Genomic DNA, 23,787 nt, shown 5'->3' with positions numbered 1-23,787 from the left:
CAGGGCGCGCACCGACATGTGGTCAGACAGAGAGTCTGGCAGCAGCAACCTGCGACAGAAGAGCACTTCAGCGGTGCGGAGGATGAATGGACGTCAACACTGACCTCGCAATGTGGTCGAACCAGCTGATCATCTCGGCGATGATCGTCTACGCCGTCGCCATGATCTTCTACGCCTTCGATCTCTTCGGCGCGCGTGAGCTCAAGACCTCCGAAGCCGAGGTCGCCACCTCGGCCAAGGCCAGCACGGTGCGGCGGACGAACCGGAAGACGGCGACGACTGCCGTCCTCGACCGGCCCGGCGACGATGACTCCGCGACGGTGAAGTCGTCCCGGAAGAACAAGCACCGCGGAGCCCGCATCGGCACCTCGCTGCTCGTGCTCGCCATGCTGCTGCACGTCGGCGGCGTGCTCACCCGGGCCCTGTCTGTCTCCCGCGTGCCGTGGGGCAACATGATGGAGTACGTCCTCACCGCCACCGCGATCACCGTCATCGTCTTCCTCGTCGTGCTGACGAAGAAGGACGTGCGCTACCTGGGAACATTCGTCTCCGGGGGAGTGCTGCTGTGCCTGGGACTGGCGATCACCGTCTTCTACACGCCTGCCGCCAAGCTCATCCCAGCGCTGGATTCGTACTGGATCGCCATCCACGTGCCGATCGCGATCCTCTCGACCTCCCTCCTCTACATCTCTGCGATCCTGGCGGTCTTCCAGATCCTGAAGAGCGTGCACGAGACCAAGGATCCGAAGTGGCTGCGGTTCCTCCACCGTCTGCCCTCGAGCACCGACCTCGAGCGGATCTCCTACCGGATCGCGGCAGTCGGCTTCATCACCTGGACGTTCACACTCATTGCCGGTGCCATCTGGGCCGAAGTGGCCTGGAGCCGTTACTGGGGCTGGGACTCGAAGGAGATCTGGACGTTCGTCGTCTGGGTCATCTACGCCGCGTACTTGCACGCTCGTGCGACCCGCGGTTGGGGCCCGACGAAGGTGGCTGTGCTCAACCTCATCGGCATCGCCTCGGTGATCTTCAACTTCACCGTCGTGAACATGTACTTCAACGGCCTGCACTCGTACTCCGGGCTCGACTGAGGCGCTGGGTCGCTCTCAAAGCCGCTCTGACGTAGCCGAATTCTGCTGACGGCCCAGTCTGAGGCGAACAGCCCATGTTTGAAACAGGGCTCTCCGCCTCAGACTGGGCCGTTTGCGTGCTGATTCGATGCCGTGATCTGGCGGCGGACGACCGTTTCGGCTCGGGCTGCTCTGAAATCACGACGTTCCTCAGTGTGTATTTCAGAGAAAGCAATGACTATTCGTTGAATCGCAGCATGGCAACGCGCCTGCGATATCGATGCCGTTGTCGAACAGCGGCAGTGCGGCGCGGCTGCGGCAGGGGGTGAGAGCGGGAAGCTGCTTGTCCGCGAAGACTTGTCTGCTTCACAGCAGGAGTTGGCCCGCGGGGGTCTCTTACCGCGGAGACGTCTTCACGCGGGGATGGTCTCGCACACCAGGGGCGTCACCACGCGAGGATGGTCTCGCACACCAGATGGGTCAGCACGCGAAGATGGTCTCGCACCGATGAGGCGAAAGTGCGCCGAGGATGTGCTCAGTTCGAGCGGCCGCGGCCGTCTCCCTTGGTACCCCGGTCGTCGGAGTCGGCTGACGTATCGGCGGCGGAATCAGCAGGATCACCGTCATCATCTGACTCGGCAGAATCATCGCGCGGAGATTCCTTCTCGTCGTTGTCCTGAGCCGGAGGCGCATGCTTGCCGAGCTTGAGTTCGCGATCGACCTGTCGCAGATAGTCCGGATCATCATCCGGGGCGACCTGACCGCGAGGGCGGGTGCCGCGGGTGGGCTTGTCTTCCGAACCGCGTCCGAACAGATACCAGAGGATGAACCCGAGGACGGGAATGAAGAGGATGATGAGTGCCCATACAGGTTTGGGCAGGACTCGAATCAGACCCCGATCGCGCAACAGGCAATCGAAGAGTCCGTACAGTGTCACCGCTGCCGCCAGGACGATCGCGGCAATGAGTAGTCGAGCCATGCAACAAGGATAGTCCACCAACCTGAGCGCGGCCTCCAGCGGGCGGTGACAAGACTGTCACGATCGGAGGCTAAAATGAGTTCAATGCGCACCTTCTGGCTCTACACACTCGCTCGCTTCGGCCTCATCATCGCCGCCGGCCTCGTTCTGTTCCCGTTCCTCGGCTTCAATCTCGTCATGGCGATCGCCGCCATCATCATCGGCGCGCTGCTGAGCTACCTCTTGCTCGGCAAGATGCGCGCCCAAGCAGCGACCGAGATCGAAGCGAAGGTCGCCAAGCGAGCCTCCAAGCCCAAGCGCGTCGGCGCCGATGAAGCGGCAGAAGATGAGATCGTCGAGGAGCGCCTTGGAGAAGACGGCGACCAGTCCAAATGAACTTGTGGCTCAGCCGAATGAGCTGCGGCTCGGCTGAGCCGGCTCAGATCCGAATGAGCTGGGGCCTTTCAGCGCGCTGATCCTTGGAACGCCAGGCGTCAGCACTGAAATGCCTCAGAGTGCCAGGCCGAGACCCATCAGTGCGGAGAAGGCCAAACCGGTCAATCCAGTGGATTTGATCGGCGGAATCAGGCCAGGGCCCGTTGTGCCGCTGAGCACCGTCTTGAGTGGGTTGAGTGCTGGGACGAGGGCAAGGATCGCCAGGGCCACGGCGGGATGTCCGTCGAGGATCGCCAGCGCCAGCAGCGCGAATGGCAGCAGCACGAGCACCGCATAGGCGATGCGTGCGGCATTGTCGCCCATCCTCACGGCCAGGGTGATCTTGTCTGCCTCGATGTCTGTCGGGATATCGCGGAGGTTGTTGACCATGAGCACAGCCGAGGCCAGAGACCCGATTGCCACGGCACCGGCCCAGCCGCTGAGGCTGAGATGACCGACCTGCATCCACATCGTGCCCAAGGTCGCCACGAGTCCGAAGAACACGAACACGAAGACCTCGCCGAGGCCCATATAACCATATGGTCGTTTGCCCCCGGTATAGAACCAGGCGGCGGCGACGGCTGCGGCTCCTACGACGAGGAACCACCAGGCCTGTGAAATGAGGATGAGCACGATGCCCGCGACTCCGGCCAGGCCGAAGAAGATGAAGGCGGCCCGTTTGACCTCGTGAGGTTCGGCCAGTCCGGTCGCGGTGAGACGGACTGGTCCGACACGTTCGTCATCGGTGCCGCGGATGCCGTCGGAGTAGTCGTTGGCGTAGTTCGAGCCGATCTGCAGGCACAGGGAGACGAGGAGAGCGAGGAATCCGCGCAGCAGGATCTGTCCGAAGCTGACGTGGTCGTCCTTGCCCGAGATGTCGTCGAGGATGAAGGCGGTGAATCCGCCGAGCGATCCGATCGCGGCGCCGGTTCCGATGAGGACGGGTGCGAGAGCCAGGGGCAGAGTTCGCAGTCGAGCTCCAGAAATCCACTGGGCGGCATCAGCCATAGTCCTCGCTCACCTTCCTGTCGAATTGTGGAGCCGTCTTATGTTACCGGTAGTTCACCGGTATGGGTATTCGCATCACGCGCGATGAGATCGGCGGCGATGCGGGCCGCCGCCTGGCGATCGGGTTTGCCGATCGACCGGTTCGGAATCTCGGCGACCGCGAAGACGAGCTGCGGCAGCAGCTGCCCCGTCATCCCGTGATCGAGGGCGTTGAGTCTCTGTGCCGATTCTTGCGGATCCTCGGCTCCGACACCACCTCCGCCGTCGGCGAGGCGAACGAGCGCGACGATCCGTCTGCCCCATTCCTCGTCGGGCACCCAGGTCACGAGCATCTCCTCGACTCCCGCCTTCTGCCAGCTCGGCAGCAGGCCGGTTTCCAGAGCGTGCGGGGAGACGTTCGTGCCCCCGGAGACGATGATGTCGTCGGCTCGACCGAGCACGCTGAGCACACCGGAATCGATCCGACCCAGATCGCTGGTGTGCATGATCCGCCGTCCCGCCTCGTCGACGGTGAAGGCGGGGGACTCGACCGGTCTGATGGTTCCGTCGATGCCGATCTCGACGTAGCCGTCGGCGACGACGGGGCCGCTCAGATCGATCGTTCCCGCCTCGGTGATGGTGACGTCGACGCCGTCGAACGGAACCCCGTCATAGACGCAGCCGCCCGCCGTCTCGCTCATCCCGTAAGTCCGTACGATCGCCAGGCCCGCGGCCTCGGCGCGCTCGAGCAGGGACGGTGAGATCGCCGCCCCGCCGAGGAGGATGTGCGTGATCCGTGCGGCTGCCGCGGTCGCCGCGTCGTCCTCGAGGATGCGGTGGAGCTGGGTGGGCACGAGCGAGGTGTACGTCGGTCGGTCGCCCGCCCGTTCCAGCAGAGTCGCGACCTCGGCGGCGAATGACTGGGCGGTGAACCTCGCTGAGGCGGCCCTGACCGGGGCGCGGCCCGCCAGACGGGCGCGCAGTTCGACTTGGAACCCGGCGATGTGGTTGACCGGCAGGCACAGATGCCAGTCACCCGGCCCCGAGAGGAACCGTTCGGTCGCCTGGGCCGAGGTTGTCAGCGCGTCTGCTGACAACGCCACCGCTTTCGCTTTCCCTGTCGACCCGGAGGTGAAGAGGATGAGGGCCGGAGCGGGACCAGGTCCTGCCCACTTGCCCGGGGACGCCTCGGTGACGGCACCGTCCCGATCCGAGGGGAGGATGAGGATCGAGGTCCTGGTCAGTGCCCGATCAATCGCCTCGGGCAGCTCGTGAGGGCTGAGTTCGCGCATGGACACAGTTATGGGAACCGGCCGCTCAGTAGTACCAGGGGAACGGCGACCAGTCGGGATCGCGCTTTTCGAGGAAGGCGTCGCGGCCTTCGACCGCTTCGTCGGTCATATAGCCCAGTCGGGTGGCTTCTCCGGCGAAGACCTGCTGGCCGACGAGCCCGTCGTCGACGAGGTTGAAGGCGAACTTGAGCATGCGCTGCGCGTTCGGTGACTTGCCTAGGATCTCCCGCGCCATCTGCAGGGCTGCGGTCTCGAGATCGGCGTGGTCGACGACTTCGTTGACGGCACCCATATCGGCCATCTCCTGCGCGGAGTAGGTGCGGCCGAGGAAGAAGATCTCGCGGGCTTTCTTCTGCCCGACCATCTTCGCCAGGTAGGCGGAACCGTAGCCGGCGTCGTAGGAGCCGACATCGGCATCGGTCTGCTTGAACTTCGCGTGTTCGCGTGAGGCGATCGTCATATCGCAGACGACGTGGAGGCTGTGGCCTCCGCCGGCTGCCCAGCCGGGGACGACGGCGATGACGACCTTCGGCATGGTGCGGATGAGGCGCTGGACCTCGAGGATGTGAAGGCGGCCGGCACGAGCCGGATCGACGCTTTCACGGGTCTCACCGGAGGCGTACTGGTAGCCGGAGCGGCCGCGGATGCGCTGGTCGCCGCCGGAGCAGAAGGCCCAACCGCCGTCCTTCTCGCTCGGGCCGTTGCCGGTGAGCAGCACGGCGCCGACGTCGGAGGTCTGGCGGGCATGGTCGAGGGCGCGGTAGAGCTCGTCGACGGTGTGCGGACGGAAGGCATTGCGGACTTCTGGGCGGTCGAAGGCGATGCGCACACAGCCGATGTCGTTGCCGGTGGCGGGGTCGATGGCCCGATGGTAAGTGATATCGGTGAAGTCGAAGCCGGAGACTTCGCGCCAAGCAGAAGGGTCGAAGATTTCAGAAACCGTCATGACCCCAGCCTAGCGCTTGGTCGTTGAGGTCAGGTTCGGGGCCGGGCGGCGGACGGTGAGGTTCCGAACGGCAGACAGGAGTGGCAGGGTCGGCGGAGGTTAGTCTGGGCTCATGGCCGATTTCGCACGTTCGCACCCTGGCGCACTGGACTCAGAGGCTCCGGCTGCCGCACTTCTTGATCTGCCGCAGCGCTTCGAGGAGGTCATCGAGGACCTGCATGTGGTGCGGCTGCCGATGGTCACCCGGTTCCGGGGGATCACGGAGCGGGAAGTGGCGCTCTTCACCGGCCCCTCCGGGTGGGCGGAGTTCTCCCCGTTCGTCGAATACGGCACCGAGGAGGCCAGCCGGTGGCTGCGTGCCTCCCTCGAATTCTCCGGGCTGATCCCGCAGAAGACCGGCCTCGCCGAGGCGGCCCCCTCCACCGTTCCCGTGCGCGGTTCCTTTCCGGCGCAGGTTGAGGCGGGGACGAGCGGTGAGACCGTCGACGTCAACGGCACCCTGCCCGCCTGTCCACCTGATCAGGTCGCACCGATCTTGTCGCGCTATGACCGGGTCGGCACCGTCAAGGCGAAGGTCGCCGAGCACGGATTCGCCTCCCTTGACGAGGATCTGACACGCCTACGGGAATTCCGCAGGCTCTGCCCCGAGACGACGCTGCGCCTGGACGCGAATGCCGGATACACGCTCAGCGAGGCCCTTGATGCCTGTGAGACATTTGCCGAGTTCGATATCCAATACTTCGAACAGCCGGTGCCCGAGGTCGAGCAGCTGGCCGAACTGCGCGCTGAGCTTGCCCGGCGAGGACTGCCGATCGTCATCGCCGCCGACGAATCCATCCGCAAAGCCGAGGACCCGCTGCGCGTGGCCGAACTCGGAGCGGCCGAGGTCATCATCGTCAAGGTCCAGCCGCTGGGCGGGATCGGCGCCGCCCTCGAAGTCATCGGCGCTTCGGGCCTGCCTGCTGTCGTGTCCTCGGCTCTCGAGTCATCCGTCGGCCTGGCCGCCGGAGCCGAACTCGCCGCCAGACTGCCTCGCACCGATCGCAGCCGGGACATCCTCGGTGATCGGGTGGCCTGCGGGCTGGGCACCGGGCGCCTCTTCACCGCCGATGTCGTCGCGGAGGAGGCGGCCCTGACTCCGGTCGACGGCGCCATCCCGGTCACGCGAATCGCCCCGGACCCTGACCGCCTGGAGCAGCTGGCGGTGGATCCGGGACGATTCGCGTGGTGGGTGCAGCGGCTCCAGGATTGCTGGAGCGCCCTGCGAGGCTGAGCCGATTCTGATTGAACTGATACCGCCTGAATCGACTCGCGGGTGAACCGGGTCAGCCGGCGTTCTTCACCGCGTCGACGAAGGCACCGGCGGTCTTCGTCACGGTGGCCTCTTCGACATCGGCGATATTGGAAACGGCCACGACATTGTTGCCGACGAGGGCGTAGACCATGCGCAGGTTCATTGCTGTCTGTCCGCCGGCCTCGACGGAGGCGACGATTCCATTGGTCTCGTCTGCCCCGTCGACTTTGGCGTCGAAGGTCTTGTACTTCATCGACATCTCGACGCCGGCGGTCTTGATCTTCACATCGCTGCATTCTTCTGCGATCTTCGAGGCGCCCTCGATCTGGGTCTGTGCGCCGTCCAGATCGTCATAGCTCGACAGTGCCGCGGAGAGGATGTTGTCGGTGGAGGTTCCAGCGACCGTGGTGCCTTTGGAGGCGAGGTTGGCGTTGAGGAGGTTCATGGTGATGTCTTTGCACTTGGCCGGTTCGAACTCAGAACTCTCCAGGGCCTTGACGGCCTCGCTGGAGGAATTGCCGGCACCGTCGACGGCCTTGAACGATTGACCCTCGGCCTTGGTCGACTCAAGGATCTCCTTGAGCTTCGCCTCATCGAGTTTGCTTGCCTGCGGGGTCTCTTCGGCTGACGCCTGCGAGGAGTCACCGCCGCCGTCAGCCTGGTCCGGCTTGTCTCCTCCACCCGTGCAGCCGACGAGGGAGAGTCCGGCGAAAAGAGCGATGGCTGGGAGTATGCGTTTCATGGTTGACCTCTCGAGTCAGCGTTCTGAAGAATCAGCGGCCGTCGATTCGCGACCGCTCTCAATATAGACGCCAGTGGGATCGTCCGTGGATTCTGTCTGTGACGGATCTGGAACATCGGCTGTGGACCTTTCGCCATCGACAGCCGCGTCGACCGGTGCCGAGGCGATCCTCACCGTGGTCACCTCGTCCTGTCCCAGCGTGGCGAAGTGAGCGGTGCGCTTTCCGGGGATGATCGGATCGTGCATGGCCGCGGCCAGGCGACCGGTGAATGTCAGCCGCCCTTTCTTGTCGGCCTTCTGCTGATAGGCATTGTCCCCGCTGGGACCGGACACGCTGATGTCGTAGCGGCGGCCGGGATCGAAGAGACCTGGAGTGCGCACACGAAAGCTGCCGGTCCCGGTCAGAGAGAATCCGGCGGCGCTGACGGCGTCGAAGCGCACCACCTGCGCGCGACGACGGGAGATCTCCACCCGCCACCCATGGATGTCGAAGAGGGCATGGCCGGTGAGGAAGGTGAACTGTCCGCCATCGGCCACGCGATCTGTCCGACGACGATCCGAACTCGCATAGTTGCGCCGCCTGGAGAGGGTCTTCAGCCACGCCCCGAGTTCCCGTTCCCAGCTCGTCCAGTTGTGCAGGCCGCTGGTGCGCGGAAACCAGGAATGGCGGATGCCGAGGGAGTTGAGCCGGGCAGAGAAGCGCTCGCCCTGCGAGCTGATCATCGACTCCAGAAGGTCGCGATCCTTCGCCCCTTCGAGGCTGCCGGAACCGGCGCTGAACCACAGGTCGAGGCCGCGGAGGTTCTCGGCCAGAGCGTACGGGGAATTCGCCAGCCATTCGCTGCGGTCGAGAGCGGGATCGCCGAACAGGCTCAGTGATCGCGCGCCTTCGCGCATCGCGATGATGTCGAAGGCTGGCACAGTCGACAGAGGATCCAGAGGAGAGGAGAACGCGGCGGCCGATCCGTACCTGTCGGGATGCCAGGCCGCGTACTTCATCGCCCCATACCCGCCCATCGACAGCCCCGCCACCAGTTGGCTGGCAGGTGCCCAGTCGACGGAGAAGTTAGCCTTGAGGAACGCCGGGATCTCCTCGGTATGAAATCGCGGCCAGTCGTGGACCTTGCTGCCGACAGCCAGACGCGAATAGGTTCCTGCCCCGCCGTCGGGCATGACGACGAGGTACGGGGAGTCAAGGGTGAGCTCCTCGGCGGAACCGAAATCCGTCCACGATCGGAAATCATCGCCGCCTCCGTGGAAGAGGTGGATGACGGGGCTGACCTCGGCGGGAATCCCCGGCAACAGTACACGCACGCCGACGGTGCGACCGAGCGCGGGGGAGTAGAGGAAGAATTCGCGCAGCCTCGGCGAGAGCTTCCGTTTGTCCCGGATATGCCAGGTCCGGGCGTCCTTCCCGCGGGGTTCGGGGCCGAGGAAGGAGGTGGTCTGGTCGCGAGCGGGATAGCGTCCGCGATGGGAGCGGGCCGCGGTCAGAGTGCGGATGGCTCGTGCTCCCATCGCAATGATCAACGAGCGGCGCATTTTTCGAGGTTAGAGGGCGGAGGTGAACCACAGGTGGTCAGGTGGTTGAATATCAGGTGATGTCGAATTCGAGCGCGGTGGCGCAGCAGATTGCCCGAAGACTGGTCCATTCCGGGGTCAGTGATGTCGTCTTCGCCCCCGGTTCACGGTCCGCCCCCTTGGTCTATGCTCTGGCTCCGCTCGCCGAGGCGGGGCTCATCCGCGCTCATGTGCGCGTCGATGAGCGTGATGCCGCCTTCCTCGCCCTCGGCCTGGCCCGCGGTCTGCGTGCGCGCGGCTGTGAGTCCGCCGTGGCGGTCGTGACGACGTCCGGCTCGGCCGTGGCCAATCTCCATCCCGCCGTCCTCGAGGCCTCGTACGGGCACGTGCCGCTGCTGGCGCTCACCGCGGATCGTCCCGCTCGGCTGCGCGGCACCGGAGCCAACCAGACCATCGATGACCAGTCGCAGGTGCTCAGCGATGTCCGCGCCCGGTTCGATATATCCGCCGGTGAGACCGCGGAGGCGGTCCACCGAACGATGTCAGACGCCGTGGCCGCAGCATTGGGGTCACGCAGGGACACCGGCACCGAGGCGGCCGGCCCCGTCCAAATCAATGTGCAGTTCGACACCCCCTTGGTTCCCACCCCGAACGAGCTGGACACGTGGAAGAACGAGATCGTCGAACAGGTTGGGAACGGCGCCGGGCAACGTTCGACCACGACCACAACCGCGTCGGAGTCTCATCCGAACCTCGGTATCACCGTGACCGAAGGAACCGTCATCGTTGCCGGAGACGCAGGCGGGCATTCGGCCGAGTCCCTGCGCGCGCTCGCCGCTGATCATCATCTTCCGGTGCTGGCCGAACCCTCGAGCCCGCTGGCCCGCACCTCTGCCGATCATTCGAACTCGTCGGCCGCAGAAGCGGCCGAAGCGTCGACCCTCGTGCCCGCCCATGCCCGCGTGCTCAGCGAACACTCCGAGCTGCGCGAGTCGATCCGCACCGTCATCGTCCACGGAAAACCGACCCTGACCAGGCCCGTCGCCGCTTTGCTCGCCGACGAAACCGTGACCGTGCAGCGCATTCCCGACGCCGTCGATGCATTCGACCTGACCGTCCGCGACGAGAGAACCGTCGCGGACGACGAGACGGCTGCGGGCGAGACGCAGGGCACCGCCGCCTCGGGGGAGACCTGGGTGCGCGCCTGGATCGACGCCGGGACGTCGCTGGTCGCAGCCGCACGAACAGAGCGGTCTGCGGAACGATCCCCGGAACCGGACAAGGGAGAGAACCCGGGTGCCGCCTCGGCGAAGGATTTCCAGGCGACGGCGCGGAGGGTCACTGAGCATTTGGCCGCCCAGGACATCACTCTCTTCGTTGCCAGCTCGAACTCGGTGCGCTATCTCAGCGACGCCACCGATATCCGCGCCCGCATCCACGCCTCACGCGGACTCGCCGGAATCGACGGACTGATCTCGACGGCGACAGGACTGTCGCTGGGCCTGGGGGAGCCGGTCGTCCTGCTCATCGGTGATATCGCCATGCTCCACGACATCGGAGGACTGCTCACCCCGAGCACCGAGGATGCCGGTGACGTGACGATCGTCGTGCTCAACGACGACGGGGGAGCGATCTTCTCCGGGCTCGAACATTCCCAGCCCCACCTCGAAGGTTTCTTGGAACGATATTTCACCGTTCCCCACGGTCGCGGTTTCGCCGACCTCGCTGCAGGGTACGGATGGGATCACGAACAGGTGACCAGCGCTGAGGAATTCGAAGCGGCTCTCGGCCGCATCGACGGACAGCGAGACGCCGGTGCCCGTCGCATCATCGAGGTGACGGCACCGCACTAGGCGACGGAACTCTCACCGGTCTTCCGAAAGCAGGGGAGGTGCGGTGAGCGCGAAAAGTCAGTCTCGGTCGAGACCGAGCGCCCGGCGCATCGGGGCCAGCTTCGCGTTCGTCTCGGCCACCTCGGTGGCGGGATCCGAATCCGGCATGATCCCGGCACCGGCATACAGTCGGATGCGGTTGCGGTCCTCGAGCTGGCCGCAGCGCAGGGCGATGCCGAACTGGCCGTTGCCGCGCCCGTCCATCCATCCCACGGGACCGGAGTAGCGGCCGCGGTCGAGGGGTTCGAGCTCATCGACGCGGGCCACGGCGCTCGCCTGCGGGTAGCCGCCGACGGCGGCAGTGGGGTGGACCGCTGCGGCGACGTCGAGGGCGGTGAGCCCGGAATCGGGGGAGAGGTTCGCCTGCGCATCGGAGGCCGAATGGATGACATTGGCCAAAGGCAGCAGGTGGGGGCGCTCATCGACGGTGACATCCTCGGCGACCGAACCCAGACTGCGCTGCAGCGAGGCGATGGCGAACGCATGTTCGGTGCTGTCCTTGTGCGCGCTCAGCAGCTTCCGAGCCGCCGGCATCTCCTCCATCGGGTTCTTCTCCACCCGGTAGGTTCCGGCCAGCACTCGTGAGGTCACTCTGTTGTTCTCGACCCCGATGAGCAGCTCCGGGGTCGACCCGATGAGACCGGCGATGTCGAAGGTCCAACAGCTCGGGTAGCTGCGGTTGAGCGCACCGAGCACCGCACGCACGTCGATGTCCTCTCCGGTGGTGACGACCTCGTCGCGGGCGAGGACGATCTTGCGCAGAGTCGGATCATCCGAGAATGCGTCGACCTCCGCCGAGTTATCGATCGGAGTGAGCATGGCGGCGACCTGCTCGACGAGCCGGGACCATTTGTCGGGATCGAGCTCGCCGGCCTCGGCATGGGCCGAGTGCACGCGCTGCAGCGGTTCGGCATGGAGGATCGGCGGCAGAGGAGGTACCTCGGCCGTCGAGATCGAGGTCAGCCACACGCGGCCGCCGCGGCGGCCGAGGACGAATTCGGGGACATGGATGATCGAATCGACCGCGGATTCCCCCGAATAGGCGACCGTGGCAAAGCACATGAGTCCGGAACCGAGCAGATCGACCTCATCCTCGATCTCAGCCGCCTCGGTGATGGCCTTCCACGCATCCGAGAGTTCGGTGAACCTCTCGGGGCCGCGGGTCCGAATGCGCAGGGTGCGGCCGAAGCCGATGAGGCCGGAGGTGTCACGGACCCAGCAGGAGAAGCCGTCGGTGGGCAGCAGTTCGAGCGTCTGCTCCACGGTCGTGGGCAGTCCCGATTCGAAGGGGAAGCCGGGCCCCGGATCGACATCGTCGACGAAACGGGACCGCACATGCAGGCGCGGAGGGGCGGAGAGGATGTCGGAAGTGCCGAAAGTCGTAGTCATGTCGCCTCGATTCTAGTTGAGGATCGCGAGTACCAGGGATCCGGATTCGCCCTCCCGGTTCGGGTGTTGAGAGAATATGGTCATGAACCGTGCCAAGCTGGACAAACAGCCCGCAGACGTCGCGTCGATGTTCGACGATGTCGCCTCCCGCTACGACCTCACGAATGACGTCCTCTCCTTGGGCTTCGCCCGTGCCTGGAGGCGCACCGTGGCCCATTCCGTGGCCGCCGGGCCCGGTGAGCGCGTGCTCGACTTGGCTGCCGGCACCGGCACCTCCTCGATGACGTTCACCCACCACGGCGCCGAGGTGGTGGCCGGGGACATCTCCACGGGAATGCTCGCCGAGGGACGCCGTCGGCACCCGCAGATCGACTTCATCTACGCCGATGCGATGGACCTGCCTTTCGCCGATTCGAGCTTCGACGTCGTCACGATCTCCTTCGGCATCCGCAACGTCCACGATGTCGACCTGGCGCTCACCGAGATGCTGCGCGTGCTCAAGCCCGGAGGACGTCTCGTGATCTGCGAATTCTCCACTCCGACGCTCGATGCCTTCAGCCTCGTGTACAAGGAGTACCTGATGAGAGCCCTGCCGCCGCTGGCCCGTGCCGTGTCGTCGAACCCCGAAGCCTACGTCTACCTGGCCGAGTCGATCCGTGCCTGGCCGAACCAGGACGCCTTCGCCCACCAGATCCTCGACGCCGGCTTCGACCAGGTGAAGTACCGCAACCTCACCGGCGGAATCGTCGCGGTCCACCATGCCCTCAAACCCGCCGAGGCGGCAGGCGCCACGGAGCCGGCCCAGCCTTGACGATGAATGAGTTCGACGCCGAAGTCGTCGTCGTCGGTGCCGGCCCGGCCGGCTCGGCGATCGGCGCCTACCTCGCCCAGGCCGGGCACGAGGTCATCATCCTGGAGAAGTCCGGATTCCCGCGCGACAAGATCTGCGGCGACGCCTTGACCCCGCGCGCGGTGAAGGAAGCCGGCTACCTCGGAATGGAGCTGCCGGAATCCGACGGCTGGCACCGCAACAGAGGGCTGCGCCTCATCGGCGGCGGCCACCGGCTCGAACTCGACTGGCCCGAGATCGACGGCACCCCGAACTACGGGGTGACTCGCCCCCGGATGAGCATGGACGAAGCCTTCGCTCGTCATGCCCAGCGCAGCGGGGCCCGGCTCTTCGAACAGGTTCGCGCCATGTCCCCGGACGTGGGCGACGACGGGTGGATCCGCGGCGTCCACGCCTCCGGAACAGATCACCGCGGTCGCCGAGTGGGCCCCGAAGCCCATTTCCGGGCACCGATCGTCATCGCAGCCGACGGAGTCTCCTCCCGCCTGGCCGTGTCGATGGGGTTGGAGAAGCGCGACGACCGTCCGATGGGAATCGCCGCCCGCGCCTATCACACGACGCCACGGCATGCCGATGTCTACATCGAATCCTGGGTGGAGATGCGGTCGACGAACGCGGCCGGGGAATCCGAGACCCTGCCCGGATACGGGTGGATCTTCCCTCTCGGCGACGGCACCGTGAACATCGGTGCCGGACTGCTCGACTCCTCACCCCAGTTCAAATCCGTGGATCTGCGGGGAATGATGAACCAGTGGATCGCCGACATGGGCCACGAGTGGGGCATCGACGAAACCACCTCACTGGGTCCGATCAAATCCGCTGCCCTGCCGATGGCCTTCAACCGCACACCGCACTTCCACCGTGGACTGCTGCTCGTCGGTGACTCCGGCGGAATGGTCAACCCGTTCAACGGGGAAGGCATCGACTACGCCCTGGAATCCGCACGCATCGCCGCCGAGGTGATCTCCACCTATTCGCGCTACCCGCAGTCCGTGATGCGTCGTCGGTTGGAGGAGTACCCTGCTCTGCTCGGAGATTCGCTGGGCGGCTACTTCACCCTGGGTCGCGTTTTCGCCTCGATCATCGGCCATCCTGCGCTCATGCAGTTCGGAATCAAGTACGGTATGGGTGTTGACGTTGTGATGGAGTTCGTCGTCAAATTGTTGGCGAACCTCTACCGCGACCCGAAGGTCTCCGAGGCCGATCTCATCGACAGGATCATCTCGGCCCTGACCCGAATCGTCCCGGCCACCAGCAATGTCTGAGCGCAAGGACCACGGTGAGACCACAGTGAAGAACTCTGAGCGCAAGGGCTGCGACAACACCATGCCGACACCGACTACGACGAATGACGAGGACATGAGCCACCCAGCCTCTCCGGCCACCTTCACCGGTGACGACGCCCAGCTCGCGGCAGAGCTCTCGACTCAGTTGGAAACCGTGGAGGCCCGTCTCTACGAGGTCACCGAACAGACGCGGAGACTGCCGGACGAGACATCGAAGCATCTGCTGGCCGCCGGCGGAAAACGCGCCCGTCCGAACCTCGTGCTGCTCACCGCCCGCCTCGGCGATGCGGAGAACGACGACATCATCGATGCGGCCGTCGCCGTCGAACTCATCCACCTCGCCTCGCTGTACCACGACGACGTCATGGACGATGCTCCCGTGCGCCGCGGTGCGAAGGCCGCCCATGAGGTGTGGGGCAATTCGGTGGCGATCCTCACCGGCGATCTGCTGTTCTCCAAGGCCTCCGGCGTCACCGCGAAGCTCGGTCCCGAAGCCGTGCGCATCCAGGCCGAGACGTTCGAGCGTCTCGTCCTCGGTCAGCTCAACGAATTCGCCGGCCCGCCCGAAGGCGCCGACGAGATCGAGCATTACATCCAGGTACTCGCCGACAAGACCGGATCGCTCATCGCGACCTCGGCGCGCTTCGGCGTCATGTTCTCCGGAGCCGATTCGGCCCTGGCCGAACCGGTCCGGGTCTTCGGCGAACGCGTCGGTGTGGCCTTCCAGCTCGCCGATGACATCATCGACCTCACCACCACATCCTCTGAGTCGGGGAAGACCCCGGGCACGGATCTGCGTGAACGCGTTCCCACCCTGCCCGTGCTCTACGTTCGGGCGGCCGCCGCCGACGGGGATGCCGCCGCCGCCGAGGTGGTCGACCTCCTCGACGCGGATCTGACCTCCGATGACGCTTTGGAGACCGCCCGTGCGGCGCTGGCAGCGCATCCGGTGACGGAGAAGGCCCGAGCAGAGGCTGCACGCTGGGCCGATGAAGCCAAGGCGGCTCTGGCGCCGCTGCCGGAGGGCCAGATCAAGGAATCGCTGTTCGCCTTCGCCGACTCCGTCGTCGCCCGCACCTCCTGAGCTCCCACCCCTCACCGTTTCTCTACTGTCTCTCAGCCGTTTCGGCACAGGCACAAAGGACATACCGCGATGACGCATACCTCGGCTTCGGTACCGATTCGGACTCCGCAGAGGCTCAGCGCCGCCGACTGGATCGGACTCGGCGTACTCGCGGTGCTGCTCGTCGTCGGCCTGAGCTGGTCGAAATGGCTGCCGTACTGGGACAAGGCCTGGACGATGAGCCGGACGTCCCTGTGGGACGGTACCCCGCTGTTCGACGCCGCCGGAGACACGGTGTCGCTGTCGGGCGCGTGGGACTTCACGCTCGTGTACTTCACCGCCGTGTGGAAAGCGCTGCTGGTGGCACTGCTCGTCGCGGCGGCAATCGACGCACTGGTGCCGCGTGACTGGCTGCCGAGGCTGCTCAACCGCCGCAGCCACACAGGTCAATCCCTCGTGGGTGCCGCCTTGTCGATGCCGTCGATGATGTGCACCTGCTGCGCGGCACCGGTGGCCGCAGGCCTGCGGGACTCGGGTGTGCGCCGTTCGGCCGCTCTTGCCTATTGGGTGGGCAATCCGCTGCTCAACCCCGCGGTCATCATCTTCTTGGCCCTCGTCCTGCCGTGGCAGTACATGGCGGTGCGCATCGTCTTCGCGCTCCTCGTCGCGGTCGGTGCCGCCGCGCTCATCGGACGGTGGGTGAACGGCCCCGCCGAGGCGGCACCCGAGCCCGCACCCGCCTCGGCGAATCTGCTGTCTCTGCCCACGCGCTATCTGCGGTCCTTGGCCAGGTTCACCCTCATCCTCGTGCCCGAACACCTCGCGCTCGTCTTCGTCATCGGACTCATCGCACCGTGGCTGACCGGTGTCTTCGGGCTCGAAGCCCAATTGGGTGCCGGTGCCGTCCTCATCGTGGCGGTTGTGGCGACCCTATTGGTCATCCCCACCGGCGGAGAGATCCCGATCATCCTCACCCTCGTTCCCCTTGGGGTCGGGGCCGGTGTCACGGGTGCTCTGCTCATCGCCCTGCCGGCGCTGAGCATCCCGTCGATGGTCATGGTCGGACGGGCCATGGGGTGGAAGACGACAGCAGCGATGGGTGCGGCCGTGGCGGTTGCCGCGGTACTGGCTGGGGGAGCGCTGGCCCTGCTCAGCTGAGCAGCCGACCGCGGCGCCGCCTCGGTGAGGGCGATAGCGGACTATGTCGTCAGGCGGCGCAGGGTGAGGTACGAGCCCAGGGCGAAGATCACTGTCAGCCCCAGAGCCCACAGGGCCAGGCCGATCGCCTGCGCACCCACGATCGCTGCCCATACTTCGGGCCAGGCCCGATTGACGTTGATCCACGCAGCCCCGGCCAACAGAGCCAAGGCGATGCCGGTGAGAGAGATCGTAAGGATGAGGGCGCCGACGCGTTTGTAGAAGATCGCAAACCAGAAGCCGAGGACGAAGCACATCATCGTGAGCACGAAGTAGACGAACCCGGCACCGAGCGGGCCGTGTTCCCACACCCACGACAGGTAGGCGAAGTAGCCGCCTATGCCATAGCCGTCGGTGGCCTGTTCGATGAGTCCCAGGAGGACGAACACGGAGGAGACGCCCGCGGCGCTGATCGCCGCGGCGGTGAGGGAGCCGAGGCAGAATTCCCGTCGGGTGAGGCTCATCGCCTGGGAGAAGTAGAACGTGAGGTTCACCGCCTGTGCACCGACGACGGCGAAGTACCACAGCGGCGCTTGCGAACCACCGCTGTATTTGGGGGAGTCCACGCCTGCGGAGGCGATGATCCAGTGGATGATGAGCGTGATAAGCCACGCGGCGACAAGAATGAGCAGAGGCACCCAGACGAAGGTCTGCGTGTTCGTGAACTGCAGACGGACGACGCCGAGGATCCGGTTCTTCGGTCGCGATGTGCGGGATCCGGGCGGATGGTCGATGACGGCGGTCATGATTGCAGGCTCCTTGAGTCGGTCTCCGCTGCCGATGTCTCGGCGAGATCTGCCTGGGTGCTGCGGACGACGAGCTGTTGCAGCGAGACGGGAGTGAGGTCGAGGTTGGCGTCGGCGATGAGTTCGCGGTCGGCATTGCTGAGGTGGCCGAGCATCGTCACCGAGGCGACTCGGCCGAGTGATTCGCGGTGGATGACTTCGCGACCGGAGACGAGCCGATTGATCGAGTCGGCATCCCCGACGACGTTGACCGCGCGACTGCGGACCTCCTCGGTGGTCTCATCCATGATGATCCGGCCGCGGTCGATGACGATGACCTTCTCGATGAGATCGGCGACCTCGTCGATGAGATGGCTCGAGAGCACGATGGTGCGCGGGTGCTCGGCGTAGTCGGCGATGAGACGGTCGTAGAAAGTCTGCCGGGCAACGGCGTCGAAGCCGAGGTAGGGCTCATCGAAGAACGTGATCTCGGCCCGGGAGGCGAGGCCGATGATGACTCCGACAGCCGACTGCTGACCGCGGGAGAGCTTCTTGATCGGCGTCTTCAGCGGCAGATCGAAGTCCGAGACGAGTTGGTCGGCGAAGTCCTGATCCCAGTGGGGGAAGAACAGGCGGGCGTTGGTCAGAGCATGCCGGGCATTCGAGTCGTCCGGATACTTCTGGCTCTCACGGACGAAGCACATGCGATTGAGTACGCGGGCGTTCTCGTACGGCTCCTCCCCGAAGACCTCGACGTCGCCGCTGGTCGCGAAGTTCTGGGCCGTGAGGATGGACATGAGGGTGGTCTTGCCGGCGCCGTTGCGTCCGAGCAGGCCGTAGATCGAATCCTCGTCGATGCTCAGGCTGACATCGTCGAGGGCGGTGGTGGTCTTATACGTCTTGGTGAGGCGGCGGACCTCGACGACGGAGTTCATGGGTCATCCCTTCGCTGCGGTCGGATCGAGTGCGGTGGTCAGGTGGAGTTCTCGGGAGCGCTCTTCGATGAGCGCGATCACGTCCTTCGACCCCAGCCCGAGGCGATTGGCCTCGTTCAGCAGGGGGCTGATGAAGTTCTCGGAGAAGGTGGTTCGGTGTTCGTTGATGAGCAGAGCGCGGGCCCCCTCGGTGACGAACATTCCGATGCCGCGGCGCTTCTCCAGCACACCTTTGTCGACGAGTCGGTTGATGCCTTTGGCGGCGGTGGCCGGATTGATGGAGTAGAAGGTCGCGAGCTCGTTCGTCGATGGTGCTCGGGAGAGCTCGGGCAGGGTGCCGTTGAGGATCGAGTCCTCGACCTTCTCGGCGATCTGAGTGAACAGGGGTTTGGCGTCGTCGATCACATTCGCCTCCATGTAGGTTGGTTAGTTACTTAACTAATGAACCATGGTGCCAATGGTGGTGTCAAGGGCCGGAGACGATTCGATCGGGTAATCCTGGAACCCGCCCCAATTACTACCTGACGGCGGCTCAGCAACCTCGCGCGAGGTTGCTGAGCCGCCGTCAGGTAGTAATAGAGATGTGTCGGGAGTCAGCGGCGCCGGCTGTGGCGGATCATGTCCGTGCACAGCAGGATCACGGCGATCCAGATGACGAAGAACCCGATCCAGCGGGTCGTCGACATCATCTCGCCGAGCACCGTGACGCCGAGGGTGAATTGGATGGTCGGAGTGAGGTACTGGAGCATGCCCACCCAGGACAGCGGGATGCGGCGGGCGGCGGCGCTGAAGAGGATGAGCGGGATCGCGGTGGCGGGCCCGGTGATGATGATGACGAAGACGTGCCAGCCGCCGAAGCCGGTGAACGTCTGCAGTCCCAGCGAGCCGAGGGCGATGAGGTAGATCGCCGAGGGAACAGCGAGGACGAGACTTTCGACGGCCATGCCTTCGAGCGCGCCGACTCGGCTGCCGACCTTGTTCTTCACCAGCCCGTAGAGGCCGAAGGACAGGGCGACGGTGAACGCGAGGTAGGGGACTCGGCCGAGGCCGATGCCGACGATGATGACCGCGAGCAGACCGAAGCCCACGGCAGTCCACTGCAGCGGGCGCAGCTTCTCACCGAGGAAGATCACGCCCAGGCCGATGGAGATGAGCGGATTGAGGTAGTAGCCGAGTGAGATCTCGACGAGCTGGTTGGTTTCGACCCCGTAGATGAACGTCGTCCAGTTGACGGCGATGAGCACCGAGGCCAGAAGCAGCAGGCCGAAGAGGCGTGGTGAGCGCAGAATCTGCCAGGTGCGCAGGAATCCGCCGGTGAAGACGAGGAGGATGGCGCAGAAGACCAGTGACCAGATGACGCGATGGGAGACGAGTTCGAGGGCGCCGGTGGGAGCCGCGGCGGCGAAGAGCAGCGGCATCACACCCCACAGCAGGTAGGCGGAGAATCCGTTGATCAGGCCGGCACGGCGGATTGCGCTCTCATCGGGGGCAGGGTTCTGGCTCACATGTTTCAGTCTAGTGAGGGTTGGGTTCGGGGGAGCCGGCGGGATCGCCGGTGAGATGGCAGGGCGGTGAGGGGTGCAGTCTGCCGACCGGGCGGCGGTGATGCGAGTTTGGTCACGTCATTGTAAGGATGACCTACATTGACGATAGACTCGATGGGACTGAATAGAGAGGTGTGAGAATGACTCGTCCCTTCCGGGTGGCCATCGTCGGCGCCGGTCCTGCTGGGATCTACGCGGCCGATCTCATGACAAAGGCGGAACGTGATTTCGATCTGAGCATCGATCTCTTCGATCGTCTGCCGACTCCCTTCGGGCTCGTCCGCTACGGCGTCGCTCCCGACCACCCGCGGATCAAGGGCATCATCAACGCCCTGATCAAGGTCCTCGACCGAGGCGACATCCGCCTGTTCTCCAATGTCGAGTACGGAGTCGACCTCCACCTCGAAGAGCTCACCGACCGCTATGATGCGGTGATCTTCTCCACCGGCTGCTTCGTCGACGCCGCCCTCGACCTGCCCGGCATCGATCTGCCCGGATCCTACGGCGCCGCGGACTTCGTCAACTGGTACGACTCGCATCCCGACGTCCCGCAGTCCTGGCCGTTGGACGCCGAACGCGTCGCCGTCATCGGCAACGGCAATGTCGCTCTCGACGTCGCCCGCGTGCTGGCGAAGCAGGCCGACGATATGCACACCACGGAGATCCCCGATCACGTGTACGAGGGGCTGAAGTCCTCGAAGGTCACCGATGTCCACATCTTCGGCCGTCGCGGACCGGCTCAGGCGAAGTTCACGCCGCTGGAGCTGCGCGAACTCGGCGCCGTCAAGGACGTCGACCTCATCGTCTACCCGGAGGACTTCGAGTTCGACGAAGGATCGATGCAGGCGATCGAGTCGAGCAACCAGACCAAGCAGGTCGCGAAGACGCTCACGGACTTCACCATGCGCGAACCCACCGGAGCGAAGCGGCGTCTCCACCTGCACTTCCTGCACTCACCGGTCGCCATCCTCGGCGAGGACAAGGTGACGGGGCTGCGCACCGAACGCATGGAACTCGACGGCTCCGGCGGAGTCAACGGCACCGGCAGCTTCCACGATTGGGAGCTCGATGCCGTCTACCGTGCCGTCGGCTATGCGGGCACTCAGCTGCCGCAGCTGCCCTTCGACGATCGCAAGCGTGTGATCCCGAACCACGAGGGTCGCGTCGTCGACTCCGATGATCAGACCACGGCCGCCGAAGCCGATGTCGTTCAGGGCGTGTACACCACCGGGTGGATCAAGCGCGGACCCGTCGGACTCATCGGCCACACAAAGGGCGATGCGCTCGAGACCATCGGCCACATCCTCGACGACCGTGCCGCCGGTGTGCTCACCGAGCCGGTGTACCCGGACGAATCGGCCATCATCGAGCTCCTCGAATCCAAGGGCGTCGACTTCGCCGATTGGGAGGGCTACCACCGCGTCGAGGCCGCTGAGAAGGCGGCCGGCGAGGTCGAGGGCCGTGAGCGCATCAAGCTCGCCACCCGTGAAGCCATGCTCGCCGAGGCGCGTGGACACGTCACCGCCGAATCCGTCGGCCAGCCGTCCGCAGGCAGCTGAGCCTGCGGAGCATTTCGCGACATTTCCTCCACTCCTGGGTCATCTGGCACCGGCAGTGACTTCTCGCCTCGTTGCAACGGGGAGACGAGTCGCTGCCGGTGCCTGATGCTTCCACCACGTAGAGTCGGAGACGTCCAGATCACGCCAGCGCACACCAAGTCATGCCCGCGTGCAGCAGATCGCACCAGCGAGCGTGGACCATTGCACCGAAGGCCGGCAGGGGAGACCGCGTGAGAAACGAATCGCAGCTCAAGACGATCGTCGAACGTGCCTATGTCGAACGGCTCAACGCCTGGCAGACGGCGGCGGTGCGGATCAAACACTGGCTGACCGAACAGCAGAAGGGCCTGCTCAAGGACAAGGACATCTCCCGCCTCGACGTCGATGGCCATCGGATCAAGGACGCGGCACGGACCCTGGCGAAGCTGACGGAGAAGACCGACGACGATCCGGATCTGACGATCACCTCCACCGAGGATGTCGAAGACCAGGTCCGCGACATCGTCGGCGTCAAGGTGCTGTGCAAATCACCGCGCGATCAGTCGATGATGTTCGCCGCGCTGCGCGACCCCGATCAGTTGGGCGCCTTCGAACTTATCGAGTGGAAAGACTATACGGACCCGCCGAAGGCCAGCGGGTACCGCGCCTGCCACGTCATACTGCGCATTCCTTCCGACCAGGGGCCTCCTGTCTTCGCCGAGATCCAGGTCAAGACCCGGCTCCAGGACGCCTGGAGCGAACTGACACACGAGGACATGTACAAACCCGGCGCGGCGATGAAGCCGAGCAAGCTGCACGGCGAATTCGCCCGTGCCATGGCGAACATGCTCGCGACCGTCGATGACATGGCCGATACCCTGGCCGTCGAGCTCACCGCGCTGACGAACCCGGAACCCGTCGTCGAACTCGACGAACTGCGGGAACAGGACACGGGCATCGACGTCCGGGTCCGCGCGACCGGCCCGAAATACGCGCTCGCCGTCGACGGTTCGGGACGGCAGGGGCTCATCCCAGCCTTCGCCATCCGTCGCCTCAGCGGCCAGAAGGGCACCATCAAGGTCAACGATTTCATCCACCTCGACGATCGCCTCCGGGCCAGCGTTGAAGAAGACTCGAAAGGTCTGTACTACATCCCGCTCGAGCTCCCCGTACACTGACCAGCCTCTTTCGGGGCACAGCGTTACGGGCGAATACGATACCGGCCCGGTCCGCACTCAGCAGTGCGGACCGGGCCGGCGTGGTGCGCTGGCGATCAGCGGTAGTTCGTGAACTGCAGGTCGACGTCGAGGTCCTGTCCCTTGAGCAGAGCGATGACTTCCTGCAGGTCGTCACGCTTCTTCGAGCTCACGCGGAGCTCGTCGCCCTGGATCTGGGCTTTGACGCCCTTGGGGCCCTCGTCGCGGATGATCTTCGAGATCTTCTTCGCATTGTCCTTGTCGATGCCCTCCTTGAGGGACGCATCGATGCGGTACTCCTTGCCGGAGGGGTACGGTTCGCCGTCTTCCAGGGACTTCAGCGAGATTCCGCGCTTGACCAGCTTCGACTGGAAGACGTCGAGAATGGCCTTGACCCGGTCCTCGCTGTTGGCTTTCAGCTGCACGGCTTCGCCGCTCCAGGCGATCGACGCATCGGTGCCGCGGAAGTCATAGCGGGAGTTGATCTCCTTCGCGGCCTGGTTGAGTGCGTTGTCGGCTTCCTGGCGGTCGACCTTGCTGACGATGTCGAATGAGGATTCGCTGGCCATGAATGCTCCTTTGTCTGCGATCGTTGATGCCCGTCGGAAACGGGCGTGGCTGTTGCCCCCGAGTCTAGTCGAGGCCCCGAACTGTGATCTGCGTCTACCGAGTTGGAGATTCGGGTCCGAGCCTTGTATTCTTTTCAGGTGCTCATCGAGCGCCACCTGCGGCAGATTGCCCGAGCGGCCAAAGGGAGCTGACTGTAAATCAGCCGGCATTGCCTTCATAGGTTCGAATCCTATATCTGCCACGCAGAACGGAGAAGCTCCGTGACCGAGAGGTCACGGAGCTTTTCTCGTTTTCCGCGCTTTCCCTTGCCCGGCGCCCGGCCGACGCCTACCGTGTGAGGACAGGGTGGAAATGCTC

Annotated in this window: 22 protein-coding genes and 1 tRNA gene; 11 read left to right on the top strand and 12 right to left on the bottom strand. The window is 65.0% G+C overall.

Annotated elements, in window-relative coordinates; all coding sequences use genetic code 11:
• The first annotated feature begins 86 nt into the window (after positions 1-86).
• Positions 87-1,091: a c-type cytochrome biogenesis protein CcsB gene (gene ccsB / locus HIM68_RS15395; RefSeq protein ID WP_139907266.1), complete on the top strand. Its 1,005-nt coding sequence runs from the start codon at positions 87-89 to the stop codon at positions 1,089-1,091.
• A 514-nt stretch (positions 1,092-1,605) separates the two neighbouring features.
• Here ccsB and HIM68_RS15390 read toward each other — a convergent pair.
• Positions 1,606-2,049, bottom strand: coding sequence for a PLD nuclease N-terminal domain-containing protein (locus HIM68_RS15390; protein ID WP_172173699.1), 444 nt, complete (start codon positions 2,047-2,049; stop codon positions 1,606-1,608).
• 84 nt (positions 2,050-2,133) lie between these two features.
• Between HIM68_RS15390 and HIM68_RS15385 the strand changes: the two genes are divergently transcribed.
• Positions 2,134-2,424 (top strand): DUF4229 domain-containing protein, encoded by a 291-nt coding sequence (locus HIM68_RS15385; protein WP_101546796.1) that lies wholly within the window; start codon positions 2,134-2,136, stop codon positions 2,422-2,424.
• A gap of 114 nt (positions 2,425-2,538) precedes the next feature.
• On the opposite strand, the gene HIM68_RS15380 is transcribed toward HIM68_RS15385, so the two are convergent.
• Genes HIM68_RS15380 through HIM68_RS15370 form a run of 3 tightly spaced genes read right to left on the bottom strand, consistent with a single transcriptional unit; the run spans position 2,539 to position 5,688 of the window.
• Positions 2,539-3,471: a 1,4-dihydroxy-2-naphthoate polyprenyltransferase gene (locus HIM68_RS15380; RefSeq protein ID WP_062861278.1), complete on the bottom strand. Its 933-nt coding sequence runs from the start codon at positions 3,469-3,471 to the stop codon at positions 2,539-2,541.
• 38 nt (positions 3,472-3,509) lie between these two features.
• Positions 3,510-4,742 (bottom strand): AMP-binding protein, encoded by a 1,233-nt coding sequence (locus tag HIM68_RS15375; protein ID WP_172173696.1) that lies wholly within the window; start codon positions 4,740-4,742, stop codon positions 3,510-3,512.
• A gap of 25 nt (positions 4,743-4,767) precedes the next feature.
• Complete coding sequence (locus tag HIM68_RS15370; protein ID WP_101546793.1) at positions 4,768-5,688, bottom strand: 1,4-dihydroxy-2-naphthoyl-CoA synthase; 921 nt, start codon at positions 5,686-5,688, stop codon at positions 4,768-4,770.
• Positions 5,689-5,800: 112 nt separating this feature from the next.
• Here HIM68_RS15370 and HIM68_RS15365 point away from each other — a divergent pair, with 112 nt between their 5' ends.
• Positions 5,801-6,961, top strand: a complete 1,161-nt coding sequence (locus HIM68_RS15365; protein ID WP_172173693.1) for an o-succinylbenzoate synthase — start codon at positions 5,801-5,803, stop codon at positions 6,959-6,961.
• 52 nt (positions 6,962-7,013) lie between these two features.
• Here the strand turns inward: HIM68_RS15365 and HIM68_RS15360 are convergent, their stop codons facing one another.
• A complete protein-coding gene (locus tag HIM68_RS15360) occupies positions 7,014-7,724 on the bottom strand; it encodes a hypothetical protein (protein WP_172173690.1) in 711 nt (236 codons plus the stop codon).
• A 15-nt stretch (positions 7,725-7,739) separates the two neighbouring features.
• On the bottom strand, positions 7,740-9,266 hold the full coding sequence (locus HIM68_RS15355) for an alpha/beta hydrolase family protein (protein WP_172173687.1): 1,527 nt from the start codon (positions 9,264-9,266) through the stop codon (positions 7,740-7,742).
• Between the two features lie 59 nt (positions 9,267-9,325).
• Here HIM68_RS15355 and menD point away from each other — a divergent pair, with 59 nt between their 5' ends.
• Positions 9,326-11,098, top strand: a complete 1,773-nt coding sequence (gene menD / locus HIM68_RS15350) for a 2-succinyl-5-enolpyruvyl-6-hydroxy-3-cyclohexene-1-carboxylic-acid synthase (RefSeq protein WP_172173684.1) — start codon at positions 9,326-9,328, stop codon at positions 11,096-11,098.
• Between the two features lie 57 nt (positions 11,099-11,155).
• Here menD and HIM68_RS15345 read toward each other — a convergent pair whose 3' ends face one another.
• Entirely contained in the window at positions 11,156-12,526 is a 1,371-nt protein-coding gene (locus tag HIM68_RS15345; RefSeq protein ID WP_172173681.1) for an isochorismate synthase MenF, read from the bottom strand.
• An 82-nt stretch (positions 12,527-12,608) separates the two neighbouring features.
• On the opposite strand from HIM68_RS15345, the gene HIM68_RS15340 reads away from it, so the two are divergent.
• The 4 genes from HIM68_RS15340 to HIM68_RS15325 all read left to right on the top strand — a co-directional run bounded on the left by HIM68_RS15340 (position 12,609) and on the right by HIM68_RS15325 (position 16,883).
• Entirely contained in the window at positions 12,609-13,337 is a 729-nt protein-coding gene (locus HIM68_RS15340) for a demethylmenaquinone methyltransferase (RefSeq protein ID WP_172173678.1), read from the top strand.
• 2 nt (positions 13,338-13,339) lie between these two features.
• Positions 13,340-14,641: a geranylgeranyl reductase family protein gene (locus tag HIM68_RS15335; RefSeq protein WP_172174277.1), complete on the top strand. Its 1,302-nt coding sequence runs from the start codon at positions 13,340-13,342 to the stop codon at positions 14,639-14,641.
• A gap of 94 nt (positions 14,642-14,735) precedes the next feature.
• Positions 14,736-15,746 (top strand): polyprenyl synthetase family protein, encoded by a 1,011-nt coding sequence (locus HIM68_RS15330; RefSeq protein ID WP_172173675.1) that lies wholly within the window; start codon positions 14,736-14,738, stop codon positions 15,744-15,746.
• A gap of 69 nt (positions 15,747-15,815) precedes the next feature.
• Positions 15,816-16,883, top strand: coding sequence for a permease (locus HIM68_RS15325; RefSeq protein ID WP_172173672.1), 1,068 nt, complete (start codon positions 15,816-15,818; stop codon positions 16,881-16,883).
• Between the two features lie 41 nt (positions 16,884-16,924).
• Here HIM68_RS15325 and HIM68_RS15320 read toward each other — a convergent pair whose 3' ends face one another.
• The 4 genes from HIM68_RS15320 to rarD form a co-directional block, all read right to left on the bottom strand.
• Entirely contained in the window at positions 16,925-17,668 is a 744-nt protein-coding gene (locus HIM68_RS15320; protein WP_172173669.1) for a hypothetical protein, read from the bottom strand.
• The gene (locus tag HIM68_RS15315) at positions 17,665-18,582 is read right to left on the bottom strand and encodes an ABC transporter ATP-binding protein (RefSeq protein ID WP_172173666.1); all 918 of its coding nucleotides are present in this window, start codon (positions 18,580-18,582) and stop codon (positions 17,665-17,667) included. The genes HIM68_RS15320 and HIM68_RS15315 overlap by 4 nt, the downstream gene beginning before the upstream one ends.
• A gap of 3 nt (positions 18,583-18,585) precedes the next feature.
• Positions 18,586-18,987, bottom strand: coding sequence for a GntR family transcriptional regulator (locus tag HIM68_RS15310; RefSeq protein ID WP_172174274.1), 402 nt, complete (start codon positions 18,985-18,987; stop codon positions 18,586-18,588).
• 188 nt (positions 18,988-19,175) lie between these two features.
• Entirely contained in the window at positions 19,176-20,087 is a 912-nt protein-coding gene (gene rarD / locus HIM68_RS15305) for an EamA family transporter RarD (RefSeq protein WP_172173663.1), read from the bottom strand.
• Positions 20,088-20,266: 179 nt separating this feature from the next.
• On the opposite strand from rarD, the gene HIM68_RS15300 reads away from it, so the two are divergent.
• Both HIM68_RS15300 and HIM68_RS15295 read left to right on the top strand, forming a co-directional pair.
• The gene (locus HIM68_RS15300) at positions 20,267-21,685 is read left to right on the top strand and encodes an FAD-dependent oxidoreductase (protein ID WP_139468591.1); all 1,419 of its coding nucleotides are present in this window, start codon (positions 20,267-20,269) and stop codon (positions 21,683-21,685) included.
• Between the two features lie 230 nt (positions 21,686-21,915).
• Positions 21,916-22,842, top strand: a complete 927-nt coding sequence (locus tag HIM68_RS15295) for a RelA/SpoT domain-containing protein (RefSeq protein ID WP_172173660.1) — start codon at positions 21,916-21,918, stop codon at positions 22,840-22,842.
• Positions 22,843-22,937: 95 nt separating this feature from the next.
• Here HIM68_RS15295 and HIM68_RS15290 read toward each other — a convergent pair whose 3' ends face one another.
• A complete protein-coding gene (locus HIM68_RS15290; protein WP_167194552.1) occupies positions 22,938-23,429 on the bottom strand; it encodes a YajQ family cyclic di-GMP-binding protein in 492 nt (163 codons plus the stop codon).
• Between the two features lie 160 nt (positions 23,430-23,589).
• Here HIM68_RS15290 and HIM68_RS15285 point away from each other — a divergent pair.
• Positions 23,590-23,671, top strand: a tRNA-Tyr gene (locus HIM68_RS15285).
• Positions 23,672-23,787: the final 116 nt, after the last annotated feature.

The sequence above is a fragment of the Brevibacterium sp. CT2-23B genome, from assembly GCF_013168765.1.
In the GTDB taxonomy this organism is placed as follows: domain Bacteria; phylum Actinomycetota; class Actinomycetes; order Actinomycetales; family Brevibacteriaceae; genus Brevibacterium; species Brevibacterium sediminis.
Note: the sequence above shows the minus strand (reverse complement) of the source record. Positions and strands in the feature narration are given on the sequence as shown.